This window comes from Thalassospira lucentensis, from assembly GCF_050516545.1.
Taxonomy (GTDB): Bacteria; Pseudomonadota; Alphaproteobacteria; order Rhodospirillales; family Thalassospiraceae; genus Thalassospira; species Thalassospira lucentensis_C.
Genome location: NZ_CP191544.1, coordinates 4,445,704 through 4,463,601, shown reverse-complemented (window position 1 = coordinate 4,463,601; position 17,898 = coordinate 4,445,704). Strand labels below are relative to the sequence as shown.

Genomic DNA, 17,898 nt, shown 5'->3' with positions numbered 1-17,898 from the left:
CCTTATTCGGCGGCTTTCGGGGTCGTCTGTGCGACCTTGCTGTCATCGAGATCGACAACTTTCACACTTGTCTGGATGCGGGTTTTCGACCCGTCCTGGAACGTGATCATTGTGTCGATATCAACCTTTTCATTCCCGGCATAAACAGCATCAATGATGTCGGCATATTTTTCAGCAACCACCCCACGGCGCACTTTGCGCGTCCGGGTCAGTTCGCCGTCATCGGCATCGAGTTCCTTGTAAAGCAGAAGGAACCGTTTGATGCGCTGGGCTTCCGGCAAGGTTTTGTTCACCTCGCGGATTTCCTCGACAATCATGTCATAGACCTGCGGCTGGGCAGAAAGGTTGGTATAGTTGGTAAAGGCGATCCCGCGCTGCTCGGCCCATTTAGCCATGATCGAATACCGGATACAGATCATGGTCGACAGGAACGGCAGATCCTTGCCAAGGATCACGGCCTCGGCAATGAATGGCGAGAATTTCAGTTTGTTTTCAATAAACTGCGGCGAATAGCGCACCCCGGTCGAGGTTTCCGCCAGATCCTTCATGCGGTCAATCACCACAAGGTGCTGGTTGTCCTGCTTGAAGTAGCCTGCATCGCCCGTGTGCATCCAGCCATCCTTGACATCTTCGTCATAGGCCGACTGGTTTTTATAGTAACTGGTGAACATGCCCGATGTCCGGGCAACGATTTCGCCAACACCGTTTTCATCGGTATTGATGACTTTGATTTCGGAATTATCAAAGGCAATACCGACCGTATCAAAATCAATGTCTTCAGGCTGATGGATGGTATAGGCACCGCAAAGTTCGGTCTGGCCATAAAGCTGACGCAGCGGAACTCCCATCGCATGGAAGAATTTGAACGTTTCCGGGCCAATCGCCGCACCACCGGTTGCAGCGGACCGCAAATTGGAAAACCCAAGCCGGTCCTTAAGCGCATTCATCAAAATGAAATCGGCAGCCTTGGAATGACTGCCTTTGTCCAAGGCGGTCCGGGCCAGTGACATGCCAAAATCAAACATCTTTTGTTTGAACGGTGTTGAATCCATCATCCGTGCGCGCACATCAGCCGCAATGGTTTCCCAAACGCGCGGGGCCAACAGAACGAAGTTCGGGCCAATTTCACGCAGGTCAGCCATCATGGTTTCCTGCTCTTCGACGAAATTGACGATCTGACGGCTGATCAGGGACTGACCGACCACATAGACCTGTTCCATGATCCATGGCAGCGGCAGAACCGATACATAATCGTCGCCCGGATATTTCGGATCGGCACGCAGATATGCGGCACAATGATCAAGAAAATCACCGGAATTAAGCATCGCCATTTTTGGCTTGGACGTAGTACCCGACGTGGTGCACAGGATTGCACATTCATCACCGCGGGTATCTGCGACCATCTGGTCATAAATACCGGGGTTCTTTTCTTCGAGCGCACGCCCCATTTCATAGAGCTTTTCCACATCCAGAAGACGCGGATCGTCATATTTGCGCAAACCGCGCGGGTCGCAATAAACGATATGTTCGACAGTCGGGATATCTTCGCCAAGTTCGATCAGCTTGTCGCACTGTTCTTCATCTTCGGCGATCAGGATACGTGCGCCTGAATACGTGATCAGATAGGCGACTTCTTCGTGCAAGCTGTCCTGATAAAGGCCAACCGACATGCCGCGCAACGCGTGTGCAGCAACTTCGGCCCAAACCCATTCAGGGCGGTTTTCACCGATGATGCCGACAACATCGCCCTGACCAACGCCAAGCGAACGCATGCCCAGCGTCATCCATTTGACGCGGTCGTTATAGTCTTTCCAGGTGAATTCCTGCCAAATACCGAATTCCTTTTCGCGCATGGCGGTTTCACCGCCCCAGTTGCGCGCGTTATAGGCAAGGACCTTTGGAAAAGTATCAAGCGACTGAACGTCGGCATATTCCGGGATATTTTTGCTCATGCTCAGGCCACCTGCTCGTCTTCATCCGTCTCGTCGTCTTCTTCGCCGAGATATGCTTTTTTGACGTGTTTGTTGGCCATCACCTCATCGGGAAGGCCTTCGGCAATCTTGCGGCCAAAATCAAGAACCATCACCCGGCTGGAGATATCCATCACCACACCCATGTCGTGTTCGATCATGACAACCGTCATGCCCCATTCTTCATTGAGGTCGATGATGAAGCGCGCCATGTCCTCTTTTTCTTCAAGGTTCATGCCCGCCATCGGTTCATCAAGCAGGATCAGATCAGGACGCAACGCAACAGCGCGTGCAAGCTCAACACGCTTGCGCAAACCATATGACAGGGTGCCTGCTGTCGCCTTGCGGATGTGGGAAATTTCAAGAAAATCGATCACGTCTTCACAGAAACGACGGTGTTCAAGTTCTTCTTTCTGCGCCCCACCGAACCAATAGAGCGGCCCGTTCATGAAGTTGTTCTTCAACAGGTGGTGGCGCCCGACCATGATGTTATCAAGAACATTCATGTGCCCGAACAATGCAAGGTTCTGGAACGTACGGCCGATACCAAGTTCGGCCCGGTCATTCGGCTTAAGCCCGGTAACATCCTGTCCTTTGAAGGATACTGATCCCGTGGTCGGCGAGTAACGCCCGGACACGCAGTTCAGCATGGATGTCTTACCGGCGCCATTTGGCCCGATGATGGAAAAAAGCTCACCCGGCTGAACGGAGAAGCTGACATCACTCAGCGCACGCACACCGCCAAAAACAAGCGAGACGTCGCTAATCTGTAAAATAGGACTCTGTGACGTCATATCGTCGCTTATCCTCCCTGACTTGGGCCGCAAATGCCGCAGAACCGCAATTCCGGTTCTTTATTGGCGAATTATGTAAGCCGCTTTTCAGTTTCCCTGATCATGTGTCGGATTTTTATTCGACCCTGACCTTACGGAAACCGGGCCTGACACATTTAATAAGCATTTAAGTACCAATTTCAGCATATCGCGTCAATGCAATGATCTGCAAGGGGTTGGGACCTTTGTACATATTCGCAATGCACAATTATTTCCGAAATGACCAAGAGACATCTTTCTACCCTTGATTACGTAACGTTATCAGACCACCACTCTAGGGAAATTGCAGCCTGAAAACGCCGCAGTGCAAAATTCATATTCGATCCTGCAGCGCACAATCTTTGCTTGAATATGGGATGGGTTAACCCTGAAACCGCGCATTGAAACGCACAGATCTGCATCGATTCGCCCCGAAAACTGCCGCGTCGGATATCTTTTTGGCGTGGCAATTGCGTTGCCCGCCCACTACTGGGTCGCTTCCAAATGCAGAAGAGAGACTCGGGCCTTGGCATCCACCTATTGAAAGGTGAATAGCTACCGCACATATCGACTAAAGGTTTTTCTTCGCTTGTTGTGATTTGCCAATGTGCTGAGATCAGCGGGTTTTCCCCAATACCCCTTCACTGGGTCTGGACTTTCATAGTGATTTGTGGTGTAACCCCGTTGCTCATGTATATGTAGCCGTGACCCGCGTCACGTAACATAGATAGCCCACCGCTCGGCGCTCCGACGGTCGGGGTGTCTTGTCACGACAAGCCCTTTTAACCACCTTGAGGAGGGTCTGATGTCCATTTGTGGCAAAGACAACCTGAAAACGCGCCGCACGCTGAATGTCGGGGACAAGTCCGTCGATTATTACAGCCTGAAAGTAGCTTCCGAGAAATTCGGCGACGTTTCAAAACTTCCCTTCACGCTGAAAGTCGTTCTTGAGAACCTTCTGCGTTATGAAGATGATTTCACCGTAAAGACCGACGATGTCAAAGCTGTTGTTGATTGGCTCAAAGAGCGCAAAAGCAGCCACGAAATCAACTATCGTCCAGCCCGCGTTCTGATGCAGGACTTCACCGGCGTTCCAGCCGTTGTTGACCTTGCCGCGATGCGCGATGCCGTCGTTAAAATGGGTGGCGACGCCCAGAAGGTGAACCCGCTTTCACCGGTTGATCTCGTCATTGACCACTCGGTCATGATCGACTTCTTTGGCACCGACGACGCACTCGACAAAAACATGGAAGTCGAGTTCGAACGTAACGGCGAGCGTTATGGCTTCCTGCGTTGGGGCCAGAATGCGTTCAACAATTTCCGCATCGTCCCACCGGGAGCAGGCATCTGCCACCAGGTAAACGTCGAACATCTTGCCAAAGTCGTTTGGACCGGCACCGATGAAGACGGGAAAACCGTTGCATATCCTGATACCCTTGTCGGGACCGACTCACACACCACCATGGTTAACGGTCTTGCCGTTCTTGGTTGGGGTGTTGGTGGTCTTGAAGCCGAAGCAGCAATGCTTGGTCAGCCGATCTCGATGCTGATCCCTGAAGTCGTTGGCTTCAAGCTGACCGGCTCCATGAAAGAAGGCATCACCGCAACTGACCTTGTTCTGCGCGTCGTTCAGATGCTGCGTGAAAAAGGCGTTGTTGGCAAATTCGTCGAATTCTATGGCGATGCGCTGGCAAACATGAGCCTGCCGGACCGTGCGACCATTGGTAACATGGCCCCGGAATATGGTGCGACCTGTGGCTTCTTCCCGATTGATGACGAGACGCTTAACTACATGCGTTCGACCGGCCGTGATGAAGACCAGATTGCTCTGGTTGAAGCATATGCCAAAGAACAGGGCATGTGGGGCGACCCGGCACATGAAGCTGAATACACTGCAACGCTTGAGCTGGACATTTCGACCGTCGAGCCTGCCCTTTCAGGTCCGAAGCGTCCGCAGGACCGTGTTCTGCTGAAAGATGCCGTTTCCAGCTTCAACAACACCTTTGCCGACATGGCACCTGGTGTTGATACCAACCGTTCTGTCCCGGTTTCGAATGAAAACTTCGAAATGAAAGACGGTAACGTTGTGATCGCTGCGATCACCTCTTGTACCAACACCTCGAACCCGAGTGTTTTGATTGCGGCAGGTCTTCTGGCGAAAAAAGCTGTTGAACTTGGCCTGACCAGCAAACCGTGGGTGAAAACCTCGCTCGCACCGGGCTCCTTGGTTGTTGCTGATTATCTGCAAAAAGCCGGCCTTCAGGAATACCTGGATAAGCTTGGCTTTAACGTTGCTGGTTTCGGTTGCACCACCTGTATTGGTAACTCCGGTCCGCTTGCAGCCCCGATTGCCGGTGCGATTGAAGACAAAGACATGCTGGTAACGGCTGTTCTGTCTGGTAACCGTAACTTCGAAGGTCGTATCAGCCCGCACGTCAAAGCAAACTATCTTGCTTCGCCGCCGCTGGTTGTTGCCTATGCCCTTGCCGGTAACCTGAAGATCGATCTCAACAACGATCCGCTGGGTACTGACAAAAATGGCAAAGACGTCTTCATGAAAGACATCTGGCCGACCAACAAAGAGATTGCAGACACCATTGCGTCTTCGATCTCTGCCGCGATGTACAAAGATCGTTATGACAACATCTTTGCAGGTCCGAAGCCTTGGCAGGCAATCGAAGTCACCGAAGGCGAAACCTTCCTTTGGGAAGACAAGTCGACCTATGTGCAGAACCCGCCTTACTTCGTCAACATGGCGAAAGAACCGGGTGACTTCACCGATTTCCATGGTGCGCGTCCGCTTCTGATCCTTGGTGACTCTGTCACCACCGACCACATTTCTCCGGCCGGTTCGATCAAGGCAGAAAGCCCGGCAGGTGAATACCTGAAGGAAAACGGTGTTGCTGTTTCTGACTTCAACTCCTACGGCGCACGCCGTGGTAACCACGAAGTCATGATGCGCGGCACATTTGCCAACATTCGTATCCGTAACGAAATGGCACCGGGCACCGAAGGTGGTGTTTCGGTTCATTACCCATCTGGTGAACAGGGCTGGGTTTATGATGTTGCCATGCGTTATCAGGCCGAAGGCACCCCGTTGGTTGTCGTCGCCGGTAAAGAATACGGCACCGGTTCGTCGCGTGACTGGGCAGCAAAAGGCACCAATCTTCTTGGCGTCAAAGCTGTTCTGTCCGAAAGCTTTGAGCGTATCCACCGCACCAACCTTGTCTGTATGGGCGTCTTGCCGTTGCAGTTCAAAAATGGTGAAGGCCGTGCGACCTACAAGCTTGACGGTACCGAAGTCTTCGACGTTATTGGCATCGCCAACGGCATCACGCCGATGCAGGACGTTACCGTTCGCATCACGCGTACAGATGGCAGCACTGAAGAGTGCATTGCTACCTGCCGTATCGATACCGAGAACGAAGTTCTTTATTACCAGAATGGCGGCATTCTGCAGTTCGTTCTGCGTAACATGATGAAAGCTGCCTGATTTCAAACTGAAATCATCAGCTGACTGATATGACACCCTGCCGGTTTCCGGCGGGGTGTTTTTTTGTCTGCAGGAACGATCTTAAAAGTACGGGGAGTTTATCGCGTCCGTCTTTTCCCCTCCCGCCGTTTTCAACGCCTTGTGATTAGCGGGTGATGGTGCTTTTGAGGCATCATGACCGGCATGAAACATACGCGCCCCATCTTATCCGCACTCATATTGGCTGCACTGACCTTTTCCGGCCCGTCACAGGCCGCCGAAGGCATAGTGCCCCGTGCCGTTGTCGAGCTTTATACCTCGCAAGGGTGCAATTCCTGTCCACCTGCTGATCGTGTTCTTTATGAGCTAAATCAGGAAGATCGTGATCTTCTGGTCCTGTCATATCATGTCGATTACTGGAATTATCTGGGCTGGACAGATCCGTTTTCAGATGCCCGTTACAGTGACCGTCAACGCGACTATGCCAACCGCATGCGCGAACGCTATGTCTATACTCCGCAGATCATTATCAATGGCGATAACGTGGTCAGGGCGACGGCAAAGAGCCAAATCGCATCAACAAGTGCGTCGGTTGATCCGCTTTTGGATATGGCTGATATTCAGGTAAATGTTATCGACACCACCCAACCGGCAACAGGGACTGTGTCCCTTCACAATGCCAACGTGGCCTCACGTCATCAGGATGCTCAAATCTGGTTGGTCGGGTTTGACCGCGAACATCAACGCGACGTCCTGTCGGGCGAAAATGCCGGCAAACGTCTGGTCCATGCCAATGTCGTCCGTGAAATGATCAGTCTCGGCGCTTGGGATGGTATGACAAAGCAAATCCCCTTTGCCATGACCGCCGCCTGTGATGGAGGGGTCGCCATTCTTGTTCAAGATGGCCGTGGCGGTCCGATCATTGCGGCATCCATGATCCGGTTCTAACCTATCCCATCCAAACTGCATTCTTATGACATCTGAGTGGTCTGTCACGCGCCAGCCAAGCCGATCACTGTTTGGTGACCCTACCCTATGCAACAGATAAGAATGAGCCCATTGCGCCGTCATCGGTATTGCATGGATTGATTTGAAACAAAGTCAACGCCACCAATGTCGGTTAAAGCATGAATAATAAACCATAACACGTTATAGAATGACCTGAACGCGACTGAGATCGAGACTGGGTTTAAGGCAATTGAACGGGTTACATGGCAGACTTTAAAGGTTCTGATTTGACCTGCCTGCGCGGCGAGCGACTGGTATTTGGCGGCCTTTCCTTTGCTGCCAAATCCGGGGATGCCATCATGCTGCGCGGACGCAATGGTGCGGGTAAATCAAGCCTGCTGCGCGTCATGGCAGGTTTATTGCCCCCCCGTTCGGGGGCCATCCAATGGGACGGTGAAAACATTGCCGATGACAAGATCGCCCATCATGCCCGCTTGCAATATCTTGGCCATCAAGACGCGATCAAACCGGTTTTATCAGTCCGTGATAATTTGCACCTTTGGGGCCAGTTACGTGGCGTTTCCGACCTTGATACTGAAATAGATACCGCCCTTCATGCGCTTGATATCCATCATCTTGCACGGATCACTGGTCGATATCTTTCAAGTGGCCAAAAACGCCGCACCGCCCTTGCCCGCATTCTGATCGGCCAAAGCGATCTTTGGTTGCTTGATGAACCAACTGTTGGCCTTGATCGCGAAAGCTGTGCCGAACTTTCGCGCCTGATTGCAGATTTCCGTGCGACCGGCGGCATCGTGGTTTATTCGACCCATATTGATCTTGATATCGACACCCCCACCATTCTTGATCTTGATGACTTTGCCATCCCGATGGTCGAATGGCTGGCCGAACATTCTGATCAGGAGGAAGACGAACGCAGCCACCACGCCACCTCCCCAAAGGAGGCCGCGCAATGAACGGCTTTGTGGCGATCTTGCAACGTGACTTGCGCCTTGCCATGCGTCAGGGGGCGGATTCCGTGATGGTGGTGGCGTTCTTTATTGTCACGACCACCCTGTTTCCGTTTGGTGTCGGCCCAGAGGCCAACATTCTTTCTCGGATTGCCTCGGGCGTGATTTGGGTTTCTGCATTGCTTGCAGCTATGCTCTCGCTTGAGCGCATTTTTCAAACCGATTATGAAGACGGCACGCTAGAACTTCTTGCACTGTCCCCGGTATCCATGGAAATGCTGGTACTGGGCAAGGTTCTGGCACACTGGCTGACCACCGGCCTTCCGTTAATCATTGCAGCCCCCTTGATGGCGGTGATGCTGAATATGGATCAAAGCGGATTTGTGACCTTAATGATCGCCATGTTGCTGGGCACCCCGGCCCTTAGCCTGATTGGGGCAATCGGGGCCGCCTTGATTTTGGGGGCACGTCGTGGCGGTGTATTGGTATCACTTCTGGTCTTGCCACTTTATATTCCCATTCTGATATTCGGGGCTGGTGCCGTTGAAGCAGCCCTTCTTGGAATGTCGGCAACGCCACATCTGCAAATCATGGGTGCGATCCTTTTACTGACATTGACTGCCACACCGTTTGCGACCGCCCATGCGGTACGATTGGCAATCGAATAACAGACCATAAGATAGAACGACCCACTGCGGTTTACCGCACTACGGACGAGAGAATATGCATCGCTTTGCCAAACCAAGTGTGTTTTTGAAGTTTACCGACCCGGTCCTGCCGTGGCTGGCAGGTGCGACCGCCGCCCTGATCGCAGTGGGTCTTTACTTCGCATTGTTTGCATCCCCGGTTGACTATCAACAGGGCGATACAGTGCGGATCATGTATTTGCATGTTCCGGCCGCCTGGATGGGATTGTTCTGTTATGTCGGGATGGCAATTTGCGGTGCGATGAGTTTGATCTGGAAACATCCACTTGCCGATATCTGTGCCCGCGCAACCGCACCAATTGGCGCGACCTTTACCGCACTTTGCCTGCTTACCGGATCGCTTTGGGGAGCCCCAATGTGGGGAACCTGGTGGGTATGGGATGCGCGCCTGACATCCATGCTGATTTTGCTGTTCCTGTATCTTGGCTATATTGCGCTTGTGAATGCTTTTGATGACCCCGAACGCGGATCAAAAGCCGGGTCAGCACTGGCACTGATCGGGGCGGTCAATGTGCCGATTGTCAAATTCTCGGTCGATTGGTGGAATACACTGCATCAACCCGCATCAATAGTACGTATGGACGGACCAGCGGTTGATCCCAGCATGCAATTGCCGCTGGCGCTGATGATCCTTGGCTTTACCGGCTATTATTTTGTTGTTTTGATCTTGCGGGTACGGTTGGAGCTAAATGAACGGCGTATCCGTGCCTTGCAGCTTTCAGGCATGTTTGATCAAGGCCGTGATCAGGCTGGCAAGCATGATCCAAACTATGACACGGGTCACAACGCGGAGACCAACCAATGAGTGAGTTCTTCTCAATGGGGGGCTATGGCAGCTATATCTGGGGAAGCTATGGGGTCACCGCGATTGCGATGATCGCACTCCTGATTGCAACGCTGCGCGGATTGCGCGCCAGTCGGCTTGAGCGTCAACAGCTTGAAGCCGTTTTGCAATCACACCGCCCACGTAAAAACAAAAAAGCCCCTAAGGCACCCTGACCGGAGACGCATTGTGTCACTTTCCCGTGCAAAAGCCCGTAAACGTCAACGCATGTATATGATAGGGGCTGTTCTTTTGGCCGTTGCCGGTGCTGCAGCCCTGCTTCTAACCGCGTTTGAAGATTCCGTTGTCTTCTTTTTCAGCCCGACAGAGATCGTTGAAAAATCCCCGATAGACCCGGATCAGCGTTTGCGGATTGGCGGGATTGTCGTTGAAGGATCGGTTGCTAAAATGGCGGATGGCCAAACCATTGCCTTTGTCGTGACCGACATGGCGCAATCGGTTCCGGTGTCATTCCGGGGTATCTTGCCTGATCTGTTTCGCGAAGGTCAGGGGGTTGTCGCAGAAGGCCATATGAGTGACGATGGCATCTTTGTTGCGTCAGAAGTTCTAGCCAAGCACGATGAAAATTACATGCCGCCAGAAGTCGCCGAATCCTTGAAGAAAAGTGGCTACTGGGAAGAAATCGAAGCAAAAAACGCCGAACAAATGCGCAATTAAGCCACATTCTGCCGCGATAAAGTCCGGCCATACGCGCAAGAAAACACGGCTGCGACCTTATTCCTGTGATGTAAAATCCAGCAGGTCCATGAGGTCGCCGGGGAACAAATTGGGGAAGCCTTAGACGGAGATGCTTGCAGAGTTCGGACATTTTGCCCTGCTCCTAATTGTGGTGACAGGCCTTGGTCAAGCCGTACTGTTTAGCCCGCTTTGGCTGCGTTCAGCTTTACGCGCGTCTATGCAAAGCACGTCTGTATCTTTGGCGAATGCACCCAACCTGAACAATGATGGCACCGCTTCTCTAACATCTTCTGCAATCGATTTTACCCCACAACCGGCTCACTTCCTGATCCTGCCAATCGGGATCCTTGTTTTGGGTATTGTTGCCGAGGCCGCCCTTTTACATGCCTTTATCGTCAGTGACTTCAGCCTGCCGATTGTTGCCGATGTCAGCCATTCATCCACGCCGCTTTTATTCCGGGTTGGTGCCGCCTTTACCCCAAATGGCGGGGCGATGCTTTTGTGGTTGTTGGCGGTTTCCTTGGCCAATGGGGCACTGGCCGTTCAACTTTTGCGCCAATCAAAACAGATCCCCGCCGTTCAGACCGATGAACAGCTTGCCCATAATGCGCTGTCCATCCTTGGCCTTGTCATCGCGGTTCTTGGCATTGCAACATTGATTGATGCCGATCCATTTGCGCGCATGGCTGTTGCGCCACTTGATGGTCGTGGCATGAACCCGCAAAGTCAGGATGTTTTGCGTGTGTTGCGCGAACCGTTCCTGTATCTCGGCCTCGCCGGACTTGGGGTTATTTATGCCCTTACACTGTCTGGCTTGATTGGTGGCAAGCTTGATCGGCGCACCGCAGAGACCATGCGTTTTTGGACAATTTCATCCTGGCTTGCGCTCAGTGCCGCCATCGCAATCAATGCCTATCGGTCCTATAGCCAACAGGCATGGGGCAATTGGTGGTATTGGGACACAGCAGAAAACAGCCTGCTGTTGCCATGGTTGATCGCAACCGCACTCATCCATTGCCGGGCCGTTCTTGAGAAAACAGAAACCCTTAAATTCTGGACTGCGTTTCTTGGTATATCCGCACTCGCACTTGGTTGGTTCGGTGTGTATCTGACGCGTTCTGATCTTTTCGGCCCCCCGGCTGAAACGCTTGTACAAAGCAGCAACAGCATCGCCCTTTTGCTTGGCTTTTGTGTCTTGTTTGCCGGGGCTTATTACCTGTTCTGGCGACGTACAGAGCAAATGACGGAAACCCGGACATTCGGGCTTGTCTCGCGTGAAAGCGGCATGTTCTTGAACAGTGTCATATTGTCGCTTATTGCTGCTGTTGTTTTGATCGGGACCATCTATCCGCTGGTTCTGCGCTGGGTCAGCGGTGAAAACATTACGGTCGGCGCCCCGTTTTACGTCGAGGTCCTTGTACCCATCGTTGTCCCCATGCTGTTCCTGATGGGATTTGCACCATCCGTACGTTGGCGTCAGGATGAATTGTGGCTGATCGGCGGTCGGATGAAGCTTGCCGCCATCCTGTCCCTGATCATTGTTCTGTTTGTCTCGATCCGCTTTATCGAATTGCCCCCTGCACCGCTGATTGGTATCGGACTGGCGGGCTGGATTTTGACCGCATCGCTAAGCGATCTTTGGGCCCGGCTTTGGCACCAACCCGACCATGGGGAAAGCAAGTACCGCAACCTTCAACTGCTTGGTCCACGCTATATCAGCATGACCTTGGCCCATATCGGTTTGGCTGTTGTGATTGCCGGGGGTGCGGCCAGCAGTCTCTGGGAAGAACAAGTTGTCGTTTCCGCCCGTGCCGGGCAAAGCATTCAGGCTGGTCCCTATAACCTGCAATATGAAGGCGTTTCCCTTCTTGCCGGTGAAAACTACGCCACACGTCAGGCTACTTTTATCCTGTATCGCAATTCTCTGCCTATGACAGAACTTTTCCCTGAAATCCGTTATTACCCGATCCGCGGTGTTGAAACACGCGAAGCAGGCATCTGGCATGGGCGCGATGGGGATTTACACGTCTCGGTCGGGGATCGTGCCGATGATGGTGGTCGGATTGTTTCGGTCCGTTTCCTGCCGATGATGCCATGGGTTTGGACCGGGATGATTTTGATGTTGATCGGTGGCAGCATTAGCATCCTTACACGCATATTCCTGCGCCTTCGGAAGACTGGAGTTTCCACTTCATGAGATTTTCGCTTGCTGTGATCCCACTGGTTCTGTTTGCGGCCCTTGCCGGGGTGTTTTTGCTTAATATCGACAAGGATGCATCTGTCGTCCCATCGGTTCTAATCGACAAACCGGCCCCGGATTTCTCATTACCGCCCCTACCCGGTCGCGAAAATGGTTTGTCGCGCGCTGATCTGATCAAGGGTGAGGTTTCTGTTCTGAATGTTTTTGCCAGTTGGTGCATTCCATGCCGGGCAGAACACCCATTGATCAAACGCCTGTCGCAAGAAGCCGGTGTTTCTGTCTTTGGCCTGAACTATAAGGAAAAAGACCCGCAGGACGGGGCCAAGTGGCTTGATGAGTTAGGCGACCCTTATCAGGCGGTCGGTATGGATCTGTCAGGACGTACCGGGATTGATTTTGGGGTTTACGGCGTTCCTGAAACCTTCATCATCGATGGCACGGGTCAGATCAGATACAAACATGTTGGTCCGGTGACAGCCGATGTGCTTGAAAAGGTTCTCCTGCCCAAAATCGCGGAGTTAAAAGGATGACCAAACGTCTGTTGATATTGATTGCCGGACTTGGGTTATTGCTTCCGGTTTTGGCAACGACACCCGCGTGGGCGGTTAATCCCGATGAAATGCTGACCAACCCCGTTCTTGAACAGCGTGCCCGTGACATCAGTCAGGAGCTGCGCTGTCTGGTCTGTCAAAATCAGTCGATTGATGATTCGGATGCCGAACTTGCCCGCGATCTTCGCATCCTTGTCCGCGAACGCCTGATTGCAGGAGACGAGAACGAAGAAGTCATCGATTATATCGTTGCCCGCTATGGCGACTATGTCTTGCTGAACCCACCGCTGAAACCAGAAACCTATATCCTGTGGGCCAGCCCGGCAGTTCTGACTATTCTGGCTTTGCTCGCAGTATTTGCATTCTATCGCCGTAAACACCGCGAAGCGAGAGGGACAACAGCATCCCTGTCGCGTGACGAACAAGATCGCCTTGACGAAATCCTTGGCACACAGAAAGAAGACGGCAAGTCCTGATGAACGATTTAGCCCCAACATATAAACAATCCATCGGAGGTTTCCGGTGATCTGGATTGGTTTGTCTGTTCTGGCTGTGCTGGCTTCATCTGTCTTGTATGCGAGCTTGCCTAAAAACAACGATCGAACGTTTTCAGTCCGCAGACTGGCATTTGCGACAGCGCCTGTTGTCGCGGCCCTTGGCATTTATATATTGATTGGCAATCCGACCCTTCCCGCCCAGCCATATGCAGATCGCGCCGGTGAACGCAATCTTGCCGCCGCCGCTGCCGTGGCAGGCAATGTAACTGATCCAAACTACAAAACAGATCAACAGATCCGACGCCTGCTTGATCAAATTGTTCTCTCGCTTGAAGTTAATCCACGTAACTTGCAAGGATGGATTGCCCTTGCGCGTGGGTCTTTGCGTCTGGGAAATATCGAACGCGCTGTTGCAGCCTTTGCGCAGGGCTATGCTCTTTCGGGGCATAATCCACTTCTGGCGATTGAATATGCTGATACCCGTATCACCGCACAGAACGGCCAAATTGACAGCACATCGCGCGATCTGGTTTTGCATGCCTTGGGCCAAATGCCAAACCATCTTCTTGCGCGTTACTATTACGGCATGATGCTGAAGCAAGATGACAAACCACAGCAAGCCCTTCGGGTGTTACGGGATCTTTCTCGTGACCTGCCCAAGGATGATCCGTTGGGCAATGCCACCGCAACCGAAATCCAGTCCCTGCAAGCTAAGACAGACGCCCTTACCGACGCGCAATAAGGTCGCACGTCATCAGGCCGCAAACAGATACAAAACACCCAGAAGCCCGGTTACAACCATCAACAATGTGCCGCCCAATGCAATCAGCTTCATAATTGGATGAAGCTGGGCCAGATCACTTTGCTGTTGTGTGGCGTTGTCCCCTGATCGATCTTCTTCAAACCGACGTAAAGCTTCTTCGCCGCTCATTGGTGGCATTTTGATCCGGTCCAGGACCGTTCCCTGATCCGGATTTCGGCCCTGTATCTGATGGGGTTTGGCTTGGAATTTATCGGCGTCTTTGCCTGTCATGTATCAGATGCTTGGACTTAACGCTGCACGGTCAGGCCACGATCAGTATTCTGATCCTGTGGCTGATATGTTGGCCATTGTCCTGCCGCCAAAAGATCAAGCGACGGTGCTTCCTGACCAAACCGTGACCGATACATCCACAGATTGGCCATCACACGTTCGATGAACAAACGGGTTTCACGCGACGGGATGCTTTCAATGAAGTAAAGCGGATCGACGTTATCTTTCAGCGCCTTCTGCCAACGGCCAAGGTTGCCGATGCCGCCATTATAAGCCGCCATCAATTGCAGAACCCCGTTATCAACGCCGTTCTGCTCAAGCAAGTGATCAACATATTTCTGTCCAAGTGACAGGTTGATTTCCGGCTCATACAGTTCAGCCCGTTTGGCCCCACGATAGCGGGTATTGCCGATATAGCTTGCGGTTGCCGGCATCAATTGCATCAGACCACGCGCACCGGCATGGCTGCGGGCATCGGTGTTAAAGCCTGATTCTTGGCGCATGAACGCATAAATCAATGCCCGGTCTACTTCATAGCCGCCTTCTGGTGCCCATGGCGGAACCGGATAAAGCGCATTCACAAACACATCACCGGTCTTCTGCGCGATGTAGCTTCCCAACCGCATGGTAAGGGAGGCAAAGTTTGCGGTATCGGTCAGGGCCAAAACAGCCCGACGCAGGCTATCGTCATCCTTTGCCGCAGCTTTACGCAATTCACGTTCGGCTTCGTCACGCTGACCAATTTGCAGCAACGCAAGCGAGCGGCGACCGTGCGGATCAAGCTTTAACTTGTTCGCGCGATTTTCATCAAGCTCAAGGTTATCCCAGTCAAAGACATCATCGCGACCAAGCGCCCGCATCGCCAATTGACCATAGAACGAGCGCGGATATTCCGTAGCCCTGTTCAACATGGCATCGGCATCTTCAAATCGCCCGGCAACCAAATCAATACGCCCAGCCCAGAACGCACCTGCAGTTCGTGTCCAGCTTGAGGCATATTTATTGGTGCTCAGTGCTGCGAAATGCTGATGCGAGATATCCATTTTGCCCAGACGCCATGCCGTCAATCCGGCAGTCCAATGGGCTTGCGGCAGGTACTTACCCGACCGCTTGGCAGCATCCCCGGCATATTTCAAAGCCAGATCAGGCTTGCCGAAATAATAATACCCTGAGGCAATCGACGTCCGTGCCTGATCCTGCTCATAGGCATCAAACAGGCGTTTTGCTTCCTGGCTTTCAAGAACTTGCAACGCACCGGTCGGCCAGCCATCGCCAATACGTTGACGAATACGACGCTTTAATACCGACAGACGTGAACGTTGCTTCGATGTCAGGCTTTTGGTCGATTTATGATAATAGGGTGTGATGTTTTCATAATCATATCCCGCACCCGAAACGTAATTGCCAACTGGCTTTTTCGGGTAGTTGGCCGAACCGCGACGGGTCAGCGCAAGTTTGTAAATGCGCGACGCCTGCGGATGATCGGCATAGCTTGCCAACCAGTCTTTTAATTCTTTGTAGCGTGACCGATAAGCCGTCGGATGCAGATAACGCTGTGCCATGACATGCCCCATAAGCACTTCATCAGACAGACGCGAAATCAGCCGGTCGGCATCATCCCAGCGGCCCTGCTTCTGAACGGCAAAAATCTGCTCATACAGTTCGGCATCACGATCAGAAAGTGGTTTGGGAATAAGGATCGATAATGCGTCATCCAGCTCAGGATTGCTCAAGGCTGCCTGTTCTTGCGTGTCTGCGACAGCAAGTGACGGCGCAGCCATGAATGCCATGACGCCAAATAGTACGACAAAGAAACCCTGCCTTAGTGTGTTTCTCACACCCGGCAGGTTTGGTCTTATTGCTTCGATCAAAATTCAGTATCCCCAACGAGGCTTTGGTTTTAAGCCGCGTGTTTATCCCGAAGCAGTTTGGTCTCGCAACCCGTTGCCTGCGGTGTTCCCCCCGGTGCAACGACATTGGTTATAACAGCAAGCACCGAAACCGCGAAATGATTTATCTGGAATCAACCACTTGTCATGGTTGACTTTGCCCATGCCAGACGACTGCATATCACCCATGCGTACGCCAAATTTATCGCTAATTTGTTAAAGCTTTTGCGTAACCGCACGCAAATCACGCCAAGCAAGGCGTTTTTGTTCCGGGGTTCGCAGCAAATAAGCCGGATGGAACATCGCCGTCATATAGGCTTTGGCACCGTCGCCAAACACCATTTCCTTCCAAGTGCCACGAAGACGCGTGATCCCGCGGTCTTCTTCCATCAGGGCCTTGGCAGAACTTCCGCCCAGACAAATAACAACCTTGGGGCTGATCAGTTCAAGGTGACGGCGCACGAACGGCTCACACACGGCAATTTCCGCCGTTGTTGGTTGCCTGTTCCCCGGCGGACGCCATGGCAATATATTGGTTATATAGACTTCTTCACGCGAAAGCCCGATGGATCGCAACATCGCATCCAGAAGCTTTCCACTTGGCCCGACAAAAGGCTGCCCTTGGCGGTCTTCTTCTGCACCGGGGGCTTCGCCGACAAGTACGAGCTTGGCTTCGACATTGCCATTGCCAAAGACAGTGTTGCTTGCAGATTTCTTAAGGGCGCAGCCTTCAAACTTCTCGATTGCGTCTTTTAGCTCCTCAAGACTGGTTGCGGCCGCCGCCGCATCGCGGGCCGATTGGCGGGCTTCGTGTGGGGTATCTGAAAGTAAAAAGCCACCATCCGCACCGGGCGGCATCGGCACAGCCCCACTTGCCGGCGCCGCAGCAGGCCGTGCGGCAGGCGCAGGACCATTGCGGCCGGCACGCGGGTTAGGCGCGGCAAAGCCGGGACGGTTGGCTGCATTCCGGCTAAGGCTTTCTGACGCTTTGAAACGGTCAAGTGGCTCGTCGGCAATTGCCTCGTCCACACCCATTTCATATTGCCAAACAAGAGCCTCGAACGGGTCGAGCGTATTTGTATCAAAATCTGTAATTGGTTTGCTCATCTACACAAAGGCGATGTAACTTGCACCGCAATTCGCATCACTGGCGTGTCTTTCAAAGGACCATATACGATTATGGGTCCTTTGCGCCAGAGTACAAACGCGACGCTGATCATGACAATGGATTGTCAATCGATCCCATGATCGGTATAGCTTGATCCAGTGCGATATATTTGAGAAATCAGGGCTTGGGCGAGACTCTGATCGGTGAATAAAGGCCTT

Annotated in this window: 16 protein-coding genes; 11 read left to right on the top strand and 5 right to left on the bottom strand. The window is 52.6% G+C overall.

From position 1 onward, the window contains the following. Nucleotides 1–2: 2 nt before the first annotated feature. Nucleotides 3–1,952, bottom strand: a complete 1,950-nt coding sequence (locus tag ACQ0MK_RS20365; protein WP_430474173.1) for a long-chain fatty acid--CoA ligase — start codon at nt 1,950–1,952, stop codon at nt 3–5. A 2-nt stretch (nt 1,953–1,954) separates the two neighbouring features. Continuing rightward, nucleotides 1,955–2,764 (bottom strand): ABC transporter ATP-binding protein, encoded by an 810-nt coding sequence (locus ACQ0MK_RS20360; protein ID WP_430474172.1) that lies wholly within the window; start codon nt 2,762–2,764, stop codon nt 1,955–1,957. A gap of 823 nt (nt 2,765–3,587) precedes the next feature. Here ACQ0MK_RS20360 and acnA point away from each other — a divergent pair. The 11 genes from acnA (at nt 3,588) to ACQ0MK_RS20305 (ending at nt 14,392) form a co-directional block, all read left to right on the top strand. Beyond that, nucleotides 3,588–6,275: an aconitate hydratase AcnA gene (gene acnA / locus ACQ0MK_RS20355; protein ID WP_430474171.1), complete on the top strand. Its 2,688-nt coding sequence runs from the start codon at nt 3,588–3,590 to the stop codon at nt 6,273–6,275. A 174-nt stretch (nt 6,276–6,449) separates the two neighbouring features. Further along, nucleotides 6,450–7,202, top strand: a complete 753-nt coding sequence (locus ACQ0MK_RS20350) for a DUF1223 domain-containing protein (protein ID WP_430474170.1) — start codon at nt 6,450–6,452, stop codon at nt 7,200–7,202. Nucleotides 7,203–7,465: 263 nt separating this feature from the next. Next, complete coding sequence (ccmA, locus tag ACQ0MK_RS20345; protein ID WP_430474169.1) at nt 7,466–8,179, top strand: heme ABC exporter ATP-binding protein CcmA; 714 nt, start codon at nt 7,466–7,468, stop codon at nt 8,177–8,179. Continuing rightward, nucleotides 8,176–8,841: a heme exporter protein CcmB gene (gene ccmB / locus ACQ0MK_RS20340; protein ID WP_430474168.1), complete on the top strand. Its 666-nt coding sequence runs from the start codon at nt 8,176–8,178 to the stop codon at nt 8,839–8,841. The genes ccmA and ccmB overlap by 4 nt, the downstream gene beginning before the upstream one ends. Nucleotides 8,842–8,896: 55 nt before the next feature. Then, nucleotides 8,897–9,685, top strand: coding sequence for a heme ABC transporter permease (locus ACQ0MK_RS20335; RefSeq protein ID WP_430474167.1), 789 nt, complete (start codon nt 8,897–8,899; stop codon nt 9,683–9,685). Next, the gene (gene ccmD, locus ACQ0MK_RS20330; RefSeq protein WP_430474166.1) at nt 9,682–9,879 is read left to right on the top strand and encodes a heme exporter protein CcmD; all 198 of its coding nucleotides are present in this window, start codon (nt 9,682–9,684) and stop codon (nt 9,877–9,879) included. Before ACQ0MK_RS20335 ends, ccmD begins: the two co-directional genes overlap by 4 nt. A 13-nt stretch (nt 9,880–9,892) precedes the next feature. Next, nucleotides 9,893–10,381, top strand: coding sequence for a cytochrome c maturation protein CcmE (ccmE, locus tag ACQ0MK_RS20325; protein WP_430474165.1), 489 nt, complete (start codon nt 9,893–9,895; stop codon nt 10,379–10,381). A gap of 130 nt (nt 10,382–10,511) precedes the next feature. Beyond that, nucleotides 10,512–12,599, top strand: coding sequence for a heme lyase CcmF/NrfE family subunit (locus ACQ0MK_RS20320; protein WP_430474164.1), 2,088 nt, complete (start codon nt 10,512–10,514; stop codon nt 12,597–12,599). After that, the gene (locus ACQ0MK_RS20315; protein ID WP_430474163.1) at nt 12,596–13,132 is read left to right on the top strand and encodes a DsbE family thiol:disulfide interchange protein; all 537 of its coding nucleotides are present in this window, start codon (nt 12,596–12,598) and stop codon (nt 13,130–13,132) included. The genes ACQ0MK_RS20320 and ACQ0MK_RS20315 overlap by 4 nt, the downstream gene beginning before the upstream one ends. Continuing rightward, entirely contained in the window at nt 13,129–13,629 is a 501-nt protein-coding gene (locus tag ACQ0MK_RS20310; protein WP_430474162.1) for a cytochrome c-type biogenesis protein, read from the top strand. Before ACQ0MK_RS20315 ends, ACQ0MK_RS20310 begins: the two co-directional genes overlap by 4 nt. A 46-nt stretch (nt 13,630–13,675) precedes the next feature. Beyond that, entirely contained in the window at nt 13,676–14,392 is a 717-nt protein-coding gene (locus ACQ0MK_RS20305; protein WP_430474161.1) for a tetratricopeptide repeat protein, read from the top strand. Nucleotides 14,393–14,404: 12 nt separating this feature from the next. On the opposite strand, the gene ACQ0MK_RS20300 is transcribed toward ACQ0MK_RS20305, so the two are convergent. From ACQ0MK_RS20300 to ACQ0MK_RS20290, 3 genes are all read right to left on the bottom strand, one after another. After that, complete coding sequence (locus ACQ0MK_RS20300) at nt 14,405–14,683, bottom strand: hypothetical protein (protein WP_430474160.1); 279 nt, start codon at nt 14,681–14,683, stop codon at nt 14,405–14,407. A 17-nt stretch (nt 14,684–14,700) separates the two neighbouring features. Then, on the bottom strand, nt 14,701–16,464 hold the full coding sequence (locus tag ACQ0MK_RS20295; RefSeq protein ID WP_430474159.1) for a lytic transglycosylase domain-containing protein: 1,764 nt from the start codon (nt 16,462–16,464) through the stop codon (nt 14,701–14,703). Nucleotides 16,465–16,788: 324 nt separating this feature from the next. After that, nucleotides 16,789–17,679, bottom strand: a complete 891-nt coding sequence (locus ACQ0MK_RS20290; protein ID WP_430474158.1) for a uracil-DNA glycosylase — start codon at nt 17,677–17,679, stop codon at nt 16,789–16,791. Nucleotides 17,680–17,898: the final 219 nt, after the last annotated feature.